This window comes from Sphingobacterium sp. KH_072, assembly GCF_057837975.1.
Genome location: NZ_CM174457.1, coordinates 2,277,444 through 2,298,037 on the forward strand (window position 1 = coordinate 2,277,444; position 20,594 = coordinate 2,298,037).

Sequence of the window (20,594 nt, forward strand, 5' to 3'; positions counted from 1 at the left end):
ATCGCTCCGGCCACTAGCTCATCGCTCCGTTGACACCAATATTCTGTGCACTAATCCATTTCGCTTCTGCGCTAGCTAAGAAAGATACTACGCTGGCGATGTCTTCTGGCTCACCCAAACGATTGAATGGCGACAATGATTTTGCGCCATCAATAGCTTGCTGAGGTTTTTCATTCAAAAAGAGTTCAGTATTAGTTGGCCCTGGAGATACCGAATTGACGGTGATACCACGACTGCCAATTTCCTTTGCAAATACCCGAGTTAACTGCTCTACAGCAGATTTGGTAGCTACGTATGTGCTATATGTCGGCATAATACCTCGATTTACCGAGGTGGAGAAATTGATAATTGTACCATGATCTTCTAACTTGGTAGCAGCTTCTCGCATCGTGAGAAACGTGCCCTTGACGTTAATGTTAAATTGCTGATCAAAGTCTTCTTCTGTTGTATCTTTTAAGAGCTTGGTAATCATAATCCCTGCGTTGTTCACTAGGATATCGACTTTGCCGAAGCGCGCAAGGGCCGCATCAAACAAAGCAGTAACTTGATCTGCTTTGCTCACATCGGCACGTACGGCAATCGCTTCGCCACCAGCAGATTTGATATCAGCCACAACCGATTCAGCATCGGACTGACTCCCTGCGTAATTAACGACTAATTTAGCACCATCCGTTGCCAATTGTCGCGCGATTGCAGCACCTATACCGCGTGAAGACCCGGTCACGATCGCTACTTTGTCTTCTAATCTTTTCATGTGTATCTGTTATTTGCGTAGTATCACAAATATACTAGAATGGTTTAACAAGAATATCACAGCAGTGTATTCAAGTATGGCCTAGTCCAAAAAGATTTAATGAACAAAATATTGATCTATCAAAAATATAAACGCATCTTCCTCTGTCTTGTATCGGTTTACTAATCGTTTCCACGTTTCTACCGTAAATTCAAGTTTATTGCCAAAGCTATCTTCATAAATGCGTTTGTTGGCAATACCGTTTTGTAGTGTAGCTCTATCTAATCCCCTAGTATATTCGTATGCATCACCGAAAGTCCTGCGAACACGTATATTTTGGCCATTGATCGTTTCGTTTCGCTGTACGAAATCGAAAATATCTTTTTTCTCTTCTACTTTGTAACCTCTATTATCTTCGATAATGAGTCTGTCGAGTATATCAATCTTGTATTTCGCTTTGTAATCTTCACTCCTACGATTCTCGCGAATCAAGTCTAGGAATATCGTCCGCTTCTGGTTATTATTTGTCAAAATGCCCGGATATTGCTCCAGTAAGTATTTCTTCTCAAAGGTGATCTCATTGCGCTTATTGTCGCTAAAAACCAGATCGTCAAAGATGTTTTTCTTTAAAGTCGCTCGGTAATCACCCGCATTGCTGCGATAGGTTAGATCTCCGAATATGTCGACATCTACTAGTCGACATCTACTAATTGTCTTTGTGCAAGTAGTCCCCAGTTAATACCAGTCAGAAATAGTAGTAGCGCGAGTTTTTTCATAATAATCGATTTGTAATTTCGACTCTCCCATAATCACAAAGTTTAGTGGATTGATGAAAAATCAGCAGCCGGAAATGATTGATAGGTTGGAAAAATTAATCGAAAGAAAGTAGCTTAGAATCATAATATATTACTTCGTCGTGCCTGTTAGTAATGACGAAGTTGCTGTTTGAACCCTATCAACTATCTACACTAAATTCTTTATCCTCACCATAAAACACATTCTCTGCGAGTGCAAATTGATGGGCTTGAGATTCGAAGAAATGCATCATATAGCCTGCGGTATTTACAAAAACCACAAGATCGCCAACGGTTGGCATTTCTTTAAATTTGATTTTACGAAGTAGAATGAACTCTTGTTCCAGACAATACGCGCCAACCAAATAACCGAACGCTGGTTGCTCTTCACTTGACGAATCTGTTGCAGCAGATGAGTTCTGTGGCAAATGAATAGGATCTAAAAGAAAATCGGCACTGGAGCTTTTCATTTGCGTCCGGTTCATTTCCAAACCAACCAACAAATTTCCGGCAGAATCATACTTGCGAAATGCGACGCGCGCTACCGTGATACCAGTCTGGTCCAAAAGTGATCGCCCCGGTTCTATACGAACCTCAATCTGCCGATCTTGCAGCAACTGGTGAATTGGTGCATCATAACCGGTAACATAGCTGGTCAATACGCTCTCTAGAAAACCCTCTTTGTATACTTCATTGTAATACGGATAAACCTTTGCCTCTCCGTGTAGTGTATTTTCAATCTTCACGATTCCTAACGGGTCATTCAGATAAGTCAGTTCTGGACGTTCGTTTAACAATGCGCGTTTGAGTTCGCTATGAAAATTTTCCCATTCTGATTGATCCTTCAGATAGTTGACGAGATAACCGCCACCAATATCCAAGTGTAAAGTGTTCACGTTCTGCTCTTTAAGCGCATCGATTAGGTGAATACACTGCCCGATAGCGGCAACACGCTCTGGGATGGAATAGCCGTTGAGATGAAAATGCAAACCGACGTAGTTAAGCATCGGGTGATGCGCTAAATTCTCCAATATCAACTTCTGCGCATCCGAAATGGAGAAACCAAATCGCGTGTGCAATGTACGGTCATCCATCGTAAATCCGCCCACACGCAGACTGATATTACCTTGCTTCCCTGTGCGTGCAGTAACATCTTCTAATAAGTCCAGTTCATCCAGATTATCGATGATGATCGTCACATGATTATCTACCGACAATTCCATTAATCGTCGCGTTTTTACAGCAGCGGTCGATATAAGTTGAGCGGGATTGATCCCCGCTTCCAGACATTGCGCTAGCTCCTCAAAACTAGCGGTATCGACGCCCTCTCCGAGTTCTGCTGCGTATTTGGTATAGGTAACGCATTTGTTTGCTTTGCGCGCAAAATAAACGCGATGTTGGAGTTGGTATTTGTCAAAAACCGATTTGAAAGCACGTATGTTCTCTTCGAAAGGTGCTAAAGATTGTATGTTAAGTGGCGAACTGAATTTCGCTACAGACTCATGTAGTAACGATGAGTTGGTCACCAAATCCTTCATCCAAGAATGCATAATCGGCGTAAGCGGTAAGTAATTCTTATCTTTCGTGGTATGTGTAAGTGTCATGTGTATTGATTAATTGTAGAATACGGTCTGCCCAAGGACTAGCCAAATTGTTTCGAACCCTCGAAAGGGAATCATTGTCAAATAATATGCCTTCTGTCGGCGTACCATAGAAGTAAAGTGGAATCTGCTGATTATCGAGGGTAGATTTTGTTCTGCCATCCTGCTCGATAGCGATACAACCGGGCTGATAACTACCATTCTGGAAAATTTGGATCAACCCACGCTCAGCCAAACGATTGTATAAAGCAGAATTTTCGCGCACCAGCTCGCTGCGCGCAATGCGACCATCGATTAGATATGATACGGTGTACTGCTCTTCTTCGGTGCCGATCTCAAAATTATGTTTGTCGGGATTGTAGCTGATCTGTGATTGCGATGGAATGTTAAACTGGATAATTCCCGCATCGGCCAGTGCGCTGATCTTTTGCATATTGGCGATCGGCGGCCCAAAACTCGTACGGCAGCACGCACTCCACAATCGCTTGTCCAGATATTCCTGACTTTCGGGAGTAAGACCTCCGAAATTGTACAAATCACCAATTAACGGCGTTAGTTCGCGCCATACCGCCGCCGCCGCCATAAAAGGATTGCTTAACTCCCCTTCTTGTGCCCTTTGGATGCTTTCATCCAGATATTTTTTCGTAGCCTGATGCCGGTTTCTAGAAGATGCTATTTCTGGAAACAACAATTGCTCAATCGAGAAAATTTCATCGGCCGATAGGCCATTGATGTATTGTTCCACGGCTTCTTCTTGAGAAGATTGCAACAGTGTGCTGTAGTATGCAAATTGTATTTCCGCATTGATAACGGGTAGTACTTCTTGTTGGAAGTCGATTTTCCGGTCGGTTCGCTCATCTACCAAGATTTGTAGTGCTTGCTTCGTGTGTGCACGAACAGCATACCGCGCATCACCATATATTGGGCCGCGTGGCTGAATGGGTAAATTACTTCGGCTAAAGGGATAGATGATAGGTTCTTCTCCAGATGGAATGTATCGTCCAATATCATCAAAAATACCACCTCTAGCTTCTGTCAATTGCAGACAGATATCAATAAAGGTAAGTCCGAGTCCCATGACAGCTACTGGCTGTTCTTTTGGTAAAACGTCTAAACGATTAACAGGATACGCGCTTGCAATGTATTCGTAGGGTGACTGATCTGCTGTGAGCTTGAAGGGCGGAACATTTTCGTAGCAATGTCCTGTGGCCAATAAGAGATAATCTACCATCAGAGTATCATCTGCATTTGCTAAGGAAATCTTGAATTGATTGGTATACGAAATATCTTGTACAGCGCCCACAATAAGCGATAATGTTACCTGAACTGGTAAGGATAAATGAAGCTGCGTCAAAATATCCTGTAAATAATAACCGACTAATGCGCGCGATGCAAAATCCGTGGGAGCTACCTCCACATCAGTATTCTGATGTTTAACAACCCAGTCCGTCAAAGAAAGCTGTTCATTAACGGCCGTATTTACCTCGTCACGAAGCCAACCATCTATATTGCCAATGCAGTAATTGATGAGCAAATTATCGGGTTGATGTACGGAATAATTATTCCCACTACCAAAGTGTGGGCTTTCATTAAACCATACAATCTGTATGGGATCTTCCTGCTGCACTTGTTGTATCTTATGTAACAAGCGCTCTAAAGCATACATTCCCTTCGGGCCACCACCGACAATACCAATGTGTTTTGTTCCATTAGGATGCGCATTGCTATTGAGCTCGTTGACGGTGGTGATGAGGTGGCTAATGAGGTCTGGTGCTTGCTTCGCTTCTGCATACAAATGCTCTTTTTTCCAAATCATACGCTATCCTTTAATCCGCTTTTAAACCATTTTTTTCTAACCACTCCGTTGAATAAATAGTATCCAGATAGCGCTCACCATTGTCTGGAATGATAGCGACAATTCGCTGTCCCGGCAAGAACTTTTGTTGATACCAAGCGATCGCTTTCACTACAGCACCAGATGATCCGCCAGCCAAAATACTTTCCTGAGCCAAAAGTTGATGACAACCCGCCACACAATCCGCATCGCTCACATGCACCACATCGTGCACCTGATCTTGCAATAGGAAATGCGATTTGCGACTCGCGCCCATTCCAGGAATTAAACGCGGACTTGGTTTATCTTTAAAAATCAAACTTCCCTCCGCATCAACTGCCACAATACGTGTATGCACACCCAATTGCTGGATCGCATCTGCAAATCCGCGCAAGGTACCGCACGTACTGGTCGGGATAAATAAATAATCAGGTGCAGTGCCTAGATCTTCTACAATCTCTTTAAATGTTTGCTCGTGCGCGGCCGGATTGTCCATATTATGGTATTGATCGGGCCAGAAGCTATTTGGTATAGCCTGCAATAATTCCGCTACCTTTTTCAATCTGGAATTGAGATAACCACCCGTGCCATCGTCGGCATCTACTTTTACGATCTCTGCTTGGAACGTACGCAAAATTTTCTCTGCTAATGGATTGATATGCGGATCGGTTACTAGGAATAGTTTTAACCCATAAAAATGACAGATTCGAGCCAATCCAATTCCCATATTGCCAGAGGTAGATTCTATGATTACACTATTGGCATTTATCTTTCCGAGATTCATCGCATGGCGAATGATATTGTGCGCCGTACGATCTTTGATGCTCCCTCCAGGGTTCATCATTTCTAATTTACCGTATACTGCCGAATTCATTTCTAAAAATAGATTATTGAATCTGACCAGTGGCGTATGGCCAATACACGATAAAATATCGTTTTTTGGTTCTTTGATTTCTGCTAAATGCATCGTGACCTCCCTTGCTAAATTATCTATTTTCCATTCTGTATGATCACCATGTCGCTGCTAGGTAACGAACGTACAAAAGGCTGTATCGGTTTTTTTTGTTTTTTGCGAGATCAGCCTTCTAGAATAGATAACAAATTTATGCGACATAGGTTTGTGTAGGGAGAAGTTGTATTTGTACGGTTTTTTGCACAAAAAAAGTGCGGATTATACAAATAATCCGCACTTTTTACTGTTACTTAAACCTAATAGGTCTAGGATAAGCCTATAGTTTGTTCAACCAAGTTTCCACCTCTTCTTTGGTTTTACCGGTTTCCTTTTGTAAACGACCGATTAACTCATCTTCCTTACCTTCTGCGTAAGTCAAATCGTCATCAGTTAATTTACCATATTGTTGTTTTACTTTTCCTTTAAGCTCGTTCCAACGGCCTTTCCATGTTAATTCACTCATGATATCCTCCTTAAGTTTGTTTAGTAATACAACAAGCAGTCTAAAAATATGTTTGCTTGTGAAATACAAATTTTAGAAAGGAAAAATATTTTAGCTTAGTATAAGTGCACTGGCGCCTAGAATAGCTGCATCCGACTCATCCAAACCACTGAAAATAATCTTAACTTTATTGCGGAAGATGGGTAATAAATTTCTCTCCATGTGTAGTTTCGCTGGATTCAAAATGAAATCGCCCGCGCGGATTACACCGCCAAATAAAAGAATGGCTTCCGGTGAAGAAAACATCACAAAGTTGGCCAATGCTTCGCCCAATTTCTGTCCGGTGTAGCGAAAGACTTCGATGGCAATAGCATCTCCTTCGGACGCGCATTCAAATACGGTCTTAGAGTTAATGGCATCTTCTGGATAGTTGTTGAGCATGGATTCTGGAAATTCCGCACGCATCTTTTTAGCAGTAATGGCGATACCTGTAGCTGAAGCATACGATTCTAAACTACCTTCCGAGCCGGTACTCCAATGTTTACGACCGCCTGGCTTCACAATCGTGTGGCCTAATTCGCCTGCAAAACCATCATGCCCGTAAATCAAACTGCCATTCGCAACAATTCCACTTCCAACACCCGTTCCAAGCGTAATCATGATGAAATCTTTCATACCCTGAGCAGCTCCGAACAACATCTCGCCTTGTGCAGCAGCATTAGCGTCGTTAGTGATTTTGCAAGGCACTCCAAATTTGTTGGTGATCAATTCGCCAAACGGTATCACACCCTTCCAAGGAAGATTTGGTGCATATTCTACCGTACCCGTATAAAAATTCCCATTTGGCACTCCTACACCTATTCCAGTCAAAGTTTTCCCAGATAAGTGCTTTACTAGCAAAGGTGTTACCGCCAAATGCAACGCATCAATAAAATCATTTACCTCTTTATAGATATTGGTACGGATTGATCCTCTCTCCAATACGACACCCGTGTCATTTACTAATCCAAATTTTGTATTGGTTCCTCCAATATCTATCCCAAGAACTACGCGTTCAGCCGATTGCACTACAGACATTTCTATTTAATTTCTTGATTCACTGTATTACTCAAATGAGTATCTCAATTGCTAATATAAGTACTTTGTGTGATTTTTACACACTTGATGAATTCAAAATGAAAAAATACGAATAGCAACAGGTTAATCTCTACGGAGAAAATTCCACATAGAGCTATCTTTATGCTGCTTACGATCAATGATCAAATCATCTAAAACCTTATTGAGTATCTCATCGTAATCGCTGATTACATTGTCGGCTAGGGAGACCAATTTTTGAATATTCCCTGGACTTGCATCGTCCATAGATGGTGATATGGAGGATACATTGGCAGGCTCAACCCGCGTATATTGCTGGGATTTATGCACAGAACGAAACAACTGTCTTAGAAAGTAATCGTTGCTCTCGGATGAGCTGCTGGTCATGATATCTACCAAAGCTGGTCCAATAGAAATAGCCCATTTTTTCTTAAAATCCTCGTAATTATATACATTTTTGGCTGCGCCTGTACCCAGTGAAAGGATATGCACATCATCGATCTTAAAAGTATCATAGGTTTTGAGCATCTCCAAAAGGCCGCTTAATGCTGGATTGTGGGCAAACACACCGCCATCTAATAAAGGGAACCGAGTGCCGGCAAGGGAAAATATCTCGGCTACTGAAAAAAAGGTAGGCGCTGCGGCTGTTGCTCGGCATACGTCTTTTATATAGAAATCACGCGTATCTCCGTGGGAAATAGCTTTCTGTTGTCGGAAAATATGATTCTTACGTAATTCAATATTGTACGCAGTCATAATAGCAGGCTTGAGAAGTTCGCTTAGTTTCACATCGCCAAAGTACTTATCCAAAACAGATTCTAATATTTTGGCGTCATATATTTCCGTTAAAAATCCAAATTTACTAAGAAATCGACGCCAGCGGGTGGTTGAAAATATGGAAGGTCCGTATTTTAGATATATGTCTAAAGCTTCTTTTGCGTAAAAACGTGGTTTACTTGCATCGTCAGGATGTGGACATAACATAATAGCGGTGAGAATGCCGCCAGTACTAGTGCCTGCAAAGAAATCGAAATATTCGGAGAGATGTGCTTCACCATTGCCCGTCTTCTCTTGCAGCCGCTGTTCCATAGATAATAAAACCATTCCTGGAATTATGCCCCGAATCCCTCCGCCATCGATCGATAAAATTCGCTTCATACTGTATATTTTTCGATAAAGTTAATAAAAGAATATTTTCTTTGGGGGTCTCGTAAGCTTATATGCCAATAGTATTATTAAAATGACATGAGTTGTTCAGTATTTGAGGACATACATTGTACTATATGATACTGATTTTGCGGTTTTCAATGGGAAATTTCTCTCTGCCACGGGGATTATTAATTATACTCTTATCCAACCAGACTATTTTGCAGAGATTTAACCACATTGCCGCTTGCAGATCAATCATGAAATGCCAGTTCCTAAAATGGTAAACTATCGAGAAAAGTCTTTGTACAGCGGAGATCAGAAACTGAAGTAATCTAAATCACTTTTTCGTAATTCCCTTCCATAAGGTCAAAAAAAAGTGGCGCTAAATTTATTCCAGCGCCACTTCTATCTATAAAAATAATCTATACTACGATATTGATTATCTTCCCTTTAACAAAGATAATCTTACGAATCGCTTTACCATCAATATAGCGTTTCACTTCCTCATTCGCCAGCACGATCTCTTCCACTTCCTGAGCGTCCAAATCCAAAGCTAATGGCAAGTTCAATCTTGTTTTCCCATTCACGGAAACCGGATAAGCGAATTCCGACTCCACTAGATATTCTGGATTGAACACCGGATAGGTTGCATAAGAAATCGTTCCTTTCTGCTGTCCCATCAAGCACCATAATTCTTCTGCGATATGCGGTGCATATGGCTGTAGCACAATCACCAAATCCTGCAAGATTTTAATTTTGTTACATTTCAGATCGGTTAATTCATTCACACAAATCATAAAGGCAGATACCGAAGTATTGAAAGAGAAACGTTCGATATCATCTTCTACCTTTTTAATAATCTTGTGCAACGCTTTGTATTCTGCCTTCGTTGGCTCGTCGTTAGAAATGTGGAAGTTGCCTTCCGCATCATGAAATAGACGCCATAACTTTTTAAGGAACTTATAAACACCTTCTATACCATTGGTATTCCAAGGTTTAGATTGCTCTAATGGCCCTAAGAACATTTCGTACAAGCGCAATGTATCTGCACCATACTGCTCGATGATATCATCTGGGTTGACCACATTGAACTTCGACTTAGACATTTTCTCCACTTCGTGTCCGCAATGGTATTTGCCATCCTCCAGAATAAATTCTGCATTAGCGAAATACGGACGGAACGCTTTGAATTTTTCCAGATCCAACACATCATTAGACACGATGTTCACATCTACGTGCAAGGTCATCGTTTGGTAATCCCCTTTCAATCCGTACGAAACAAACTGGTTTGTGCCTTTGCCTTCTCCATCTAATACACGGTACACAAAATTAGAACGCCCCTGAATCATTCCCTGATTAATCAGTTTTTTGAAAGGCTCTTCCTCACCTTGACAACCCCAGTCTTTTAGAAATTTGTTCCAGAACCGAGAGTATAGTAAATGGCCCGTAGCGTGCTCAGAACCACCGATGTACAAATCGACCGATTTCCAATAATCCACCGCTTCTCTCGAAGCAAATGATGTGGGATTCTTTGGATCCATATAACGAAACCAATACCATGAAGAACCTGCCCAACCGGGCATCGTACTTAACTCATACATATTGGTATCCTGATATTTCCAATCTTGCGCGCGACCTAGAGGTGGTTCACCCGTTTCGGTTGGCAAGTATTTGTCAACTTCTGGCAATAGTAAAGGCAACTCCTCTTTATCGATCAAATAAGGCAAACCATCTTTGAAATAAATCGGAACTGGCTCGCCCCAATAGCGCTGACGACCAAATATCGCGTCGCGCATGCGGTAATTGATTTTCCCTTTACCCAATCCTAATGCTTGCAACTGATCAATCACCGCAGGGACGGCTTGCTCATACGTTAAACCGTTGATGATTTCGGAGTTAATATAGCGTCCTTCTTTATTCGGATCGGCTGCTTCGCTAATATCCTGCGAATCAGAAATCGGGATTATCGGTAAATCAAAATGCCTGGCAAACAAATAATCGCGCTGATCACCCGATGGCACGGCCATGACAGCACCTGTACCATATCCAGCAAGCACGTAATCGGCAATCCAAATTTGCACATCCTGACCTGTCAACGGATGTTTGGCATACGCGCCTGTGAAAACGCCCGATACGGCTTTCACATCCGACATACGATCCAATTCGGATTTCTTGGAAGTGGTCGCGATATATTCTTCTACAGCAGTACGTTGTTCCTCGGTAGTTAAAGCGTTTACTAAATCATGTTCAGGTGCTAAAACCACAAAGCTAACACCGTAAACGGTATCTACCCGCGTGGTAAAAACTTCAATTTGTGTATCTAATTGCGGCAGCGGAAAACGCACCGTCGCGCCAACGGATTTTCCGATCCAGTTGCGTTGCATTTCCACTAATGGTTCTGGCCAATCTACGGTATCCAATCCGGTCAACAATCGTTCGGCGTAAGCCGTGATCCGCATAGACCATTGCATCATTTTTTTCTGTTCGACTGGATAACCACCGCGCTCAGAAAAGCCATTGATGACTTCATCATTAGCCAATACAGTACCTAAGGCAGCGCACCAGTTTACGGTACTTTCGCGAAGGTAGGCTAAGCGATATTTGAGCAATTCTTGCAGTTGTTCTTCTGGCATAAAGGATGCCCACTCTTGCGCCGTGAATGTCTTCACATCCTCGTCGCAAGCAGCATTAATACCCTCACTACCTGTTTTTTGAAATCGTTCAACTAATGTATCGATTGACTCTGCTTTATCTGCATCCTTGTTGTACCAAGCGTGGAAAAGCTGCATGAAGATCCATTGTGTCCATTTATAATAAGCAGGATCTGAAGTACGCACCTCTCTAGACCAATCAAAGGAGAAACCGATGTTATCCAGTTGCTCGCGATAGCGATCAATATTAACCTCCGTCGTAATCGCAGGATGTTGCCCCGTCTGGATGGCATATTGTTCTGCTGGCAAACCAAAAGAATCATAGCCCATCGGATGAAGCACATTAAAACCTTTCAATCTTTTGAAACGTGCAAAGATATCTGAGGCTATATATCCAAGTGGATGGCCCACATGCAAGCCTGCTCCTGATGGATAAGGAAACATGTCTAGCACATAATACTTTGGCTTATCGGTAGATTCGCTCGTGCGAAATGTGCCGTTTTCTGCCCAAAAAGTTTGCCATCCCTTTTCAATGACTTTATGATTGTACTCCATATAATAAATGCAATGAACTTATAACAAGTGCGAAAATAACGATTTCCTAAGATTAATGCGACTACAAACCCAAAATGGCGTTTGAAAAGTGTTAGTTTATGTTAACGGCTATTTCTATAGTCGTCAAGAATGTTTACTTTCGCAGAGTATATATAAGATTGCAAGAACATATGTCAATAATTGAAGAAGGCTCATCCAGAAAGAAGACGAAATCGGTATATGTATCCACTGTTATCAGTATTGCATTAGTACTATTGATGACAGGTTTGCTCGGACTGATCCTAGTTCACGCTAAGAACCTATCGAAATACGTTAAAGAGAATATTGTACTCAATGTAATCGTTAATGACAACGTCAATGAAGGCGATGTACTAGCGTTGCAAAAAGATTTGGATCGCAATAAGCATGTATTGCGGACCGAATACATCAGCAAAGAGCTAGCAGCTAAAAACTTGAAAGAGGATTTGGGCGAAGACTTCGTAGAATACCTAGGTCATAATCCCCTATTGCCGTCTATCGATGTATACATGAATGAAGATTACGCGAATAATGATAGCATTCAGGCTTTCATAGCGCAAGTATCACGCAACAACCGTATCAACGAAATCGTGTATCAGGAAAACCTGATCGACATGGTCAACCAAAACATTCGGGTGATCGGTATTGTCGTGCTAGCATTTGCCGTTATCCTGTTAATCATTGCGGTAGCGTTAATAAATAATACGATTCGCTTAGCAATCTACTCACAACGCTTTCTGATTAAAAGTATGCAGCTCATTGGCGCGACCAAAGGCTTTATCCGCCAACCGTACATCTTATACGGTATCGTGCATGGTCTGATCGGTTCGTTGATTGCCATCTTGTTATTGCTATTGACTTTGCATTTTGCACAACAACAGGTCCCTGAGTTGGTTTTCTTACGCGATTGGCTAGAATTCATCTTTATCTTCGTCGCAGTGGTGATCTTAGGTATCCTTATATCTGGTGCCAGCACCTATTTTGCGGTCACGAAATATCTGAAAGCAAAATCAGCTAGTCTGTATCGTTAAATACAATTTGTAACACCAAAAAACATCTAAAATATGGCTCAAGTAAAAAAGCAATCGACCGGCAAGGTTAGCACTGCGAGCAAAGCTACTTTCGTTTTCAAGAAAGAAAACTATCAATTGTTCATCCTGAGCATTGTGGTCGTGGCCATTGGATTTATCTTAATGATTGGTAACGAAGACTTATATAGTTTTACAAAGATAACGATAGCGCCATTCGTAGTAGTACTTGGCTTTGCCTTAGGTTTTGTCGCTATTTTATATAAACCAAAATCCGCTAAATCCAACGAAGGATAATGACCTATTTAGAAGTAATTATCTTGGCCATCATTGAAGGCCTTACTGAATTTTTACCCGTTTCGTCTACTGGCCACATGATTATCGCAACCGCGTTCATGGGCATTGAACCAACTCCTTTCGTCAAACTTTTCACCATCATTATTCAGCTGGGTACGATCCTATCTGTATTGGTGCTGTATTGGAAACGTTTTTTCAAATCCTTTGATTTCTATTTCAAGTTAGTCGTAGCGGGTATTCCAGCTTCTATTCTAGGCTTATTGCTCAGTGATTTGATCGACGATTTGTTGGAAAGCCCTTTTATGGTTGCTGTGATGTTGGTAATTGGTGGTGTTATCTTACTATTTGTAGACAAATGGTTTAATAAACCGACCACCGATGATTCGGATGAGATTTCTTACAAACAAGCTTTTATCATTGGTTGTTATCAATGTCTAGCGTTGATTCCGGGAACATCCAGATCGGCGAGTACTATTGTGGGTGGTATGACGCAGAAGCTGACGCGTAAAGCGGCTGCAGAATTTTCATTCTTCCTGGCGATGCCAATGATGTTGGGCGCTTCGATCGTGAAGTTATACAAGTTTTTGAAAGATGGACATGTATTCACCTCGGATGAAATTAATCTATTGATTATTGGTAATGTCGTCGGTTTTATTGTGGCGATTATTGCTATTAAAAGTTTTATCGGTATCCTTACCAAATACGGTTTCAAAGCCTTTGGTTGGTATCGAATTGCGATAGGTACGATTATCATCATCTTGATGGCTGGTGGTTATAGCCTTCAAATTTTATAAGGAATATGTTGGAGTTGAGTACGGAGGAAAAAAAGCAGTTTCATTTCGCTGAAGGGCAACTTTTGTTGGTGGATAAACCTTACGAATGGACTAGTTTTGATGTAGTCGGTAAGTTGCGTAATACCATGAAGCCGTTAAAAATAAAGGTGGGCCACGCAGGCACACTTGATCCTTTGGCCACCGGATTGCTGATTATCTGTACGGGCAAAATGACCAAGCAGATCGATAGTTTTCAGGCAGAAGACAAAGAATATACCGGTACAATTACTTTAGGCGCTACAACACCAACTTTTGATTTAGAGAGTGATATCGACCAAATATTTGACATCAGCACTATCTCGGAAGAAGATATTTATCGCACTGCTGCATCGTTTGTGGGCGAGCAGGATCAATACCCACCTGCGCACTCGGCGATCAAGATTGATGGCGAACGCTTGTATGAAAAAGCCCGACGTGGCGAGACGGTGGTATTGAAACCAAGACAAATTACGGTGCATAGTTTTGAAGTGGAAAAAATTGATCTGCCAAAGATTTATTTTAGAATTAAATGCACCAAAGGCACGTACATACGTTCTATCGCAAGTGACTTTGGTCAGCGATTGCAAAATGGAAGTCACCTATCGGCACTATGTCGGACGAAAAGTGGCGACTTCCGCGTAGAAGATGCTTGGAATCTGCAAGAATTAATTGAAGCGATTAGAGCGCAACAACAAGTATAATGAAAGCACGTCTGTTGACAGATGCAACGTGTTAATTAAAAATGCTCCACAGTGAAAATCTATAGAAGTCTAGACGAATTAGAGCGATTGCCCAATGCTGTAGTTACCATTGGTACGTTTGATGGTGTACACGTCGGACACCAACGCATCTTGAGTAAACTAGTTGAAACTGCGCGTACTACGGGCGGAGAAACCGTTTTGCTGACTTTCTTTCCGCATCCTCGACTCATCATCAATCCAGATGATGATAGCCTTCGGCTGATTAATGATATCGAAGAAAAAACACATCGCTTGGCATTGGCAGGTATCGATCATCTGATTATCACACCATTTACGAGAGATTTTTCTATACAAACACCCGAAGAATACATTTCCAACGTGCTGGTGAATAAGATCGGTTGCAAATCGATCATTATTGGATACGATCATCATTTTGGAAAAGACCGCGCCGGAAATATTCAAGAGCTCAACAAATACAGCGGTATATTCGATTTTCAAGTAAGCGAAATCCCAAAACAAGATATCGATGATGTAGGCGTTTCGTCTACTCGCATTCGCGAATCACTGATTAAGGGCGATATTGCGACAGCCAATAAATATTTGGATTACCCATTTGAATTGACAGGTACTGTCGTGAAAGGAGATCAGATTGGTCGTACAATCGGGTTTCCAACCGCAAACCTCAATGTACACGAAAGTCATAAGTTGATTCCGGCTTATGGAATCTATGCGGTAGAAGTGGAAATCTATCCGCGCGTGCCTTCTATTGAATCTGGACCATATATCTCGCCACAACCAGAGCGCGTGGCTAAAGGCATGTGCTACATCGGTACGCGACCAACCATCGATGATATGAGTCGCAAAATCGAGGTAAACCTATTGGATTTCAAAGATGACTTATACAAGAAAACGCTTCGCGTACGTTTTGTGCACTTTATCCGACACGATCAATGGTTTGAAAGCTTGGAAGAATTACAAGCTCAGATTCAGCGCGACGAAGAAAGTGTACGCAGTTATTTCGAGGAGAATTAGCACTGATTTAATAGCGCCAACCTAGTTTTAGGAATACTTTTGACCAAAGCCATACTGGACCAACGGTCAGCAGAAGAACAAACGACACGGGTTTCTTGCTCGGCTCTTCTTTCGTATAATGTAGAAAAAGCACAACGATACTAATCAGCGCCAAAGCCGCAAATACCATCCATGCTGGCAAACCATGATCTCGCTCCACGTATTCTAATTGTACGATGAGATAGCTCATTCCACCGATGGTGAATAGCATCGCATACGATAAAGTGGCAGCAAGTTTCAAATAGATGTAAATTACCACAGCAATAAAGAAAGATCCCCAATTTAGAAAAGTCTGTGCTTCCATGCGTTCTAAAAATGCCAATTGCGGAAAAGGAATCATCCAGATCAAGCCCATAACACTAAAAAAAGCTAGGAAAACACCCACTGTATAGGTTGCTTTAGAACGTTGCAATCCTTGATCCATTTCGTAGAAATAGCGATCTATCGGTCTGTCAAATTTGGATTGCCTTGCTTTAGGATTTGTCTTCTTGTTTACCATTCGGTCGTGTACTATACTTTCTGAACTTCGCGCAAAGATACGAAATCATTGGAGATTGAAGACCAGTGGTCGCTCATTGCTATCTGGATAAAAACTCTGTTGTAACGCTCATTATTGCGCTGATTTTAGTAATTTAGCTTAGTAGCACCTTACTTAGGATGAAGCTACTTAAAATTTGGTCATGAAGCAGGATGTTCGAAAAGATGTAGTTAAAAGTCCTGAAGCGGTCAACGAATTTTGGGAATGGTTTGTAAAGCATGAAGCGCGTTTCTTTCAAGCGGTGCAAGCTGGAAATGTGGAAGATGGTTTTTTCAAGCTATTAGCCCCACGCCTATCCAATCTGCATCCGGGCATTTATTTCTTGACTGGCCTGTACGGCAGCAAAGCCGAGCTCGTACTTACACCCGATGGAAATATTAAAAATATCATTTTTGCCGAAGAATTTGTAGCTAAAGCACCGGACCTATCCAACTGGATTTTTACGGCGCTCAAGCCGCCTACATCGATTGAAAATGCATCTATTCAGGTAGGCGATTTTGTGTTCACCAAAGACAATTTGCATTTCTACGCCAACGAGCATCGTATATACCCCGACGAGATTGATATCTCGATCGTATATGACGAGTATGTAGAAAGTGCAGATGAGATCATTACCAGCGGCATTTACATCTTCCTAGATAATTATCTAGGCGAATTGCAATCCATTACCTTAATTGATAGCGTGAACGTGATTGGCAGAGACAATGCCCACCAAGAATTGATTCCTATCACCAGCTTACAGGGTTTTATAACTTGGCGCAAAACAGAATTTGTCGAAGAATACGAGAGTAATTATGCCGTTGAGGATAACAATAGTTTTTCGGTATATAAGGGAGAAATAAAAGGTGGATATCCATTGGTTGCTTATATGAATACGCAATTATTAGAATGGGAAAATAAACCTTCCCGTCCGTACATCATTCGGGTATCGTTAGAATACCAAACCACCAACACCGACGGAATTCCAGACGATTACACGATGCTCGCACTAAATAGTTTGGAAGAAGATTTGGCCGATAGTTTGCACGATGAATCGACCTACCTGTATGTTGGTCAGCAGACTGGCGATGGCGTGCGCGAAATCTATTTTGTAAGCAAGGAATTTAGAATCTGCTCCAAGATTATTTACAAACTTCTATCTGAATATACGGGCGAATTGGTCTACAGCTACGATATCTACAAAGACAAATACTGGCAAACCTTTGAGCGTTATCGCAAACATCATAACTTATAGCCGCAAAACCGTGCACCTGATGCTGAACCTCTTCTACCGAATAGCCATTTTAAGTGCTATTTGTTTTCCGGGATATCTGACTGCGCAAGAACTGCCTCGCATTGCGAAGCCGCATGTGGCGCATTATAGCAAAGCGGATTATCAGGCGGACAATCAAAACTGGGGACTTTCGGTCGATAAGCAAGGGGTGATCTATGCGGCCAACAATGCAGGACTACTACGGTATGATGGTCAAGAATGGCATTTGCATCGATCTACCAAAGGTATGCCGATGCGCAGTATTACCACCACGGCCGACGGACGCATTTACACCGGTGGTAAAGGAGAGTTTGGTTATTGGATCGATAAGGGATTTGGCAGATTATCCTATACGAGTTTGGCTGCGCAAGTACCGGCAGAAGCAGGCTTGAAAAACGACGAGATTTGGCGCATCATTGCGCATGGAAAGCGAATCCTATTTCAGTCTTTTTCTAAAGCTTACGTATTAGAAGGCGACAAAATATCGATCATTAGCGCCAGCGGAGAACCTTTTTTATTTTCGTTTTCGGTTGGTCAGGAATTATATTTTGAGCAGATTCCATCCGGTTTGCACCATTACAGGCAAGGAAAACTCATTCCCGTTCGGGACAAAGATATCTTGCGCGGAAAGCGCATACTGAGTATGCTGCCTTTTCCAGATAATCAAACGTTAATCGCGACAGAGCGAGATGGTCTTTATCTAATGGATCAGCAAGAACGCATTCGCCCTTGGCGCACCAATGCGCAAGCTTTATTTGAACAACATCAAATCAATAACGGGCTACAGGCAGGCCAAGATTTGTATGCTTTTGGTACGATCAAGAATGGATTGATTATTATCAATTCTCGTGGCGAGATCGTACAACAAATCAATAAAAACAGTGGATTGCAAAATAATACCGTCTTGAGTTTGACGTTGGATCGGCAATCAAACCTCTGGATCGGATTGGATAACGGGATTGACCGTTTGGATCTTCATAGACCGTTTTATTACTACACAGATCAGACAGGTATGCTTGGCACGGTGTATTCGTCGGCTATTTTTCAGGGCGAACTATATCTTGGCACCAATCAAGGTCTTTTCAAAAGTGTCTGGAACGGCGTATTTTCCGAGAAACCTTTGCAATTTCAATTTGTGCAAAATTCTAATGGACAAGTTTGGTACCTCCGCGAGATCGACGGCATTTTGTATTGTGGACATAATGCCGGCATTTTTGCGGTACAGGGAAATAGTCTGAATCGATTATCCGATTACACTGGCAGCCTGGTGTTGAATCTCATTCCCGACAGCGATTTGATCTTGGAGGGTAACTACACCGGACTATCATTATTTAACCGTGCTCAAAAGCCATTTCAGCATATTCAGCAATACCAACCGATCAAGCAACCCATCAAATACATGGTTCGGGAAAGCAAAACAGGATATTGGGTTGGCAATGAGGATAATTTGCAGTTCGTGCAGTTTGCAGCTGATTTTACGAGCATAAAGGCGCATAACTCAACAACCAAGGGAATACCAACGAATACCAAGATTTATGGTATTTACGATATGGGGCGTCAGCATGTATTTGCGACCGATACGGGCCTTTTTCGCTTTGATCATGTATTGAATGAGTTCGCGCGTTATGATGAGTTGAATAAAATTCTAGGGCCATTCGCTACGACGAATCGGATTCAAGCAGATCAGAAAAATAGTTACTGGTTTTTTAAGGATTCGCATTTGGCGAAATTGAGTTTCCAGAGCGATGGTTCAGCACAGATTGACTCCACCACGTGGCGTCCATTATCTGGCCGAATGATGAGTGGTTACGAGAATTTGCTCCGCATCAGCGAGAATACGGATCTCATCGGACTTAATGATGGTTTTGCGCTATATATGCGCGATATTAAAAATGACGAGGTACGCATTGGAGCTCCGCTCTTGACAGGATTTTGGAATAGTACGGCCGAACTTATCCCATTGAATACAGATCAATCTATTTCGTATCGGCAAAACAATATCCGTATTGCATACAGTGTACCGTGGTATGATGCCAGCGCAGTGAAATACCAACATCGCTTACTCGGATTTACTGAGACTTTTTCTGAGTGGGGTGTGGATGCATACAAGGACTTTACCAATCTTCCGCATGGAAAATATGTCTTTGAAGTGCGGAGCATGGATGCTACTGGAAATATCTCCGATATCAACTCCTTCACCTTTGAGATTGCTAGACCGTGGTATTGGAGTTGGTTGGCTATCTTCTGCTATGCAGTGCTGTTTCTCGTTTCCGGAGTCTTGATCCGGAAGTGGTACAAGAAAAAAATCAATCGCGCAAAAAACGAACTCCACCTGAAACTACAGCAGGAAAAGCAGCGTGCAGTGGAGCGCGAAAATGAACTGAGTGCACAGCAGCGTATGCAACTCAAAAATCAGCAACTGGAGCAGGAATTGATCAGTAAAAAGCGTGAATTGGCCAATATGGCTACTAACGTAGTATACAAAAATGATTTGCTCAAAACCTTACATGAAGAAGTCGGCAATATCAAAGATGCGGATGGCAAAGTGCTTAGCTCAGATCAGCTCAAAAAAGTAAACAAACTCATCGACGAAGCGAAAAATGATGAGCGCGAGTGGCAACTTTTTGAATCGAGTTTCAATGAGTCGCACAACAACTTTTTCAAGAAGTTGAAAGCGGATTATCCCGAGTTAGTACCCAACGATTTGAAGCTATGTGCCTACCTCAGACTCAACATGTCTAGCAAAGAAATAGCCTCTTTACTCAACATCAGTCTGCGTGGTGTGGAGATCCGTAGATACCGCTTACGCAAGAAACTTCAGCTAGAAACCCAAAAGAATTTAACGGAATTCTTGTTGGAAATCTAACTATCACACTACATCATTACCACACATCCACCTCAAAAACCAGCTACAAAACCCTCGTTGTAGCGGATAAACAGCGCGCAATAATAAAATTCAATCGATTGATAAACAGCATATTGAAATATTAAAATCACCCAACGCACAACTATCTCACGTGCGTAGTAATGATGTGCTAGTCGGAAATACCCTAAAAAAACCTTATATGTTG

17 protein-coding genes are annotated in these 20,594 nt (G+C 41.9%); 7 read left to right on the forward strand and 10 right to left on the reverse strand.

All coding sequences use genetic code 11. The annotated features are described in order from the left end of the window. Window positions 1-13: 13 nt before the first annotated feature. The 9 genes from AC3IRT_RS10495 to leuS form a co-directional block, all read right to left on the reverse strand. Window positions 14-754, reverse strand: coding sequence for an SDR family oxidoreductase (locus AC3IRT_RS10495; protein WP_489393203.1), 741 nt, complete (start codon window positions 752-754; stop codon window positions 14-16). A gap of 96 nt (window positions 755-850) precedes the next feature. Further along, window positions 851-1,264, reverse strand: coding sequence for a hypothetical protein (locus AC3IRT_RS10500; protein WP_489393204.1), 414 nt, complete (start codon window positions 1,262-1,264; stop codon window positions 851-853). 424 nt (window positions 1,265-1,688) lie between these two features. Next, window positions 1,689-3,131, reverse strand: a complete 1,443-nt coding sequence (locus AC3IRT_RS10505; protein ID WP_489393205.1) for an alanine racemase — start codon at window positions 3,129-3,131, stop codon at window positions 1,689-1,691. Continuing rightward, the gene (locus AC3IRT_RS10510) at window positions 3,103-4,944 is read right to left on the reverse strand and encodes an FAD/NAD(P)-binding protein (protein WP_489393206.1); all 1,842 of its coding nucleotides are present in this window, start codon (window positions 4,942-4,944) and stop codon (window positions 3,103-3,105) included. The genes AC3IRT_RS10505 and AC3IRT_RS10510 overlap by 29 nt, the downstream gene beginning before the upstream one ends. Before the next feature lie 10 nt (window positions 4,945-4,954). Further along, a complete protein-coding gene (sbnA, locus tag AC3IRT_RS10515; protein ID WP_489393207.1) occupies window positions 4,955-5,929 on the reverse strand; it encodes a 2,3-diaminopropionate biosynthesis protein SbnA in 975 nt (324 codons plus the stop codon). A gap of 262 nt (window positions 5,930-6,191) precedes the next feature. Continuing rightward, window positions 6,192-6,377 carry a CsbD family protein gene (locus AC3IRT_RS10520; RefSeq protein ID WP_066751133.1) on the reverse strand — a complete coding sequence of 62 codons (186 nt, stop codon included), beginning with the start codon at window positions 6,375-6,377 and terminating at the stop codon, window positions 6,192-6,194. Window positions 6,378-6,467: 90 nt separating this feature from the next. Continuing rightward, entirely contained in the window at window positions 6,468-7,433 is a 966-nt protein-coding gene (locus tag AC3IRT_RS10525) for an ROK family protein (protein ID WP_489393208.1), read from the reverse strand. 123 nt (window positions 7,434-7,556) lie between these two features. Next, a complete protein-coding gene (locus tag AC3IRT_RS10530) occupies window positions 7,557-8,609 on the reverse strand; it encodes a patatin-like phospholipase family protein (RefSeq protein WP_489393209.1) in 1,053 nt (350 codons plus the stop codon). Between the two features lie 413 nt (window positions 8,610-9,022). After that, entirely contained in the window at window positions 9,023-11,806 is a 2,784-nt protein-coding gene (gene leuS, locus AC3IRT_RS10535) for a leucine--tRNA ligase (protein ID WP_489393210.1), read from the reverse strand. 170 nt (window positions 11,807-11,976) lie between these two features. On the opposite strand from leuS, the gene AC3IRT_RS10540 reads away from it, so the two are divergent. Genes AC3IRT_RS10540 through AC3IRT_RS10560 form a run of 5 tightly spaced genes read left to right on the forward strand, consistent with a single transcriptional unit; the run spans window position 11,977 to window position 15,694 of the window. Beyond that, window positions 11,977-12,855, forward strand: a complete 879-nt coding sequence (locus AC3IRT_RS10540) for a cell division protein FtsX (RefSeq protein WP_489393211.1) — start codon at window positions 11,977-11,979, stop codon at window positions 12,853-12,855. A 33-nt stretch (window positions 12,856-12,888) separates the two neighbouring features. Next, window positions 12,889-13,149 (forward strand): DUF3098 domain-containing protein, encoded by a 261-nt coding sequence (locus AC3IRT_RS10545; protein WP_489393212.1) that lies wholly within the window; start codon window positions 12,889-12,891, stop codon window positions 13,147-13,149. Continuing rightward, window positions 13,149-13,943 (forward strand): undecaprenyl-diphosphate phosphatase, encoded by a 795-nt coding sequence (locus AC3IRT_RS10550; RefSeq protein ID WP_489393213.1) that lies wholly within the window; start codon window positions 13,149-13,151, stop codon window positions 13,941-13,943. The genes AC3IRT_RS10545 and AC3IRT_RS10550 overlap by 1 nt, the downstream gene beginning before the upstream one ends. A gap of 5 nt (window positions 13,944-13,948) precedes the next feature. Beyond that, window positions 13,949-14,662: a tRNA pseudouridine(55) synthase TruB gene (truB, locus tag AC3IRT_RS10555; protein ID WP_489393214.1), complete on the forward strand. Its 714-nt coding sequence runs from the start codon at window positions 13,949-13,951 to the stop codon at window positions 14,660-14,662. 51 nt (window positions 14,663-14,713) lie between these two features. Continuing rightward, window positions 14,714-15,694, forward strand: coding sequence for a bifunctional riboflavin kinase/FAD synthetase (locus tag AC3IRT_RS10560; RefSeq protein WP_489393215.1), 981 nt, complete (start codon window positions 14,714-14,716; stop codon window positions 15,692-15,694). Window positions 15,695-15,701: 7 nt separating this feature from the next. Here AC3IRT_RS10560 and AC3IRT_RS10565 read toward each other — a convergent pair whose 3' ends face one another. Next, on the reverse strand, window positions 15,702-16,232 hold the full coding sequence (locus AC3IRT_RS10565; protein ID WP_489393216.1) for a DUF962 domain-containing protein: 531 nt from the start codon (window positions 16,230-16,232) through the stop codon (window positions 15,702-15,704). 181 nt (window positions 16,233-16,413) lie between these two features. On the opposite strand from AC3IRT_RS10565, the gene AC3IRT_RS10570 reads away from it, so the two are divergent. Beyond that, on the forward strand, window positions 16,414-17,505 hold the full coding sequence (locus AC3IRT_RS10570; RefSeq protein ID WP_489393217.1) for a DUF695 domain-containing protein: 1,092 nt from the start codon (window positions 16,414-16,416) through the stop codon (window positions 17,503-17,505). Further along, window positions 17,474-20,389 (forward strand): ligand-binding sensor domain-containing protein, encoded by a 2,916-nt coding sequence (locus tag AC3IRT_RS10575; protein ID WP_489393218.1) that lies wholly within the window; start codon window positions 17,474-17,476, stop codon window positions 20,387-20,389. The genes AC3IRT_RS10570 and AC3IRT_RS10575 overlap by 32 nt, the downstream gene beginning before the upstream one ends. The last annotated feature ends 205 nt before the right edge of the window (window positions 20,390-20,594 follow it).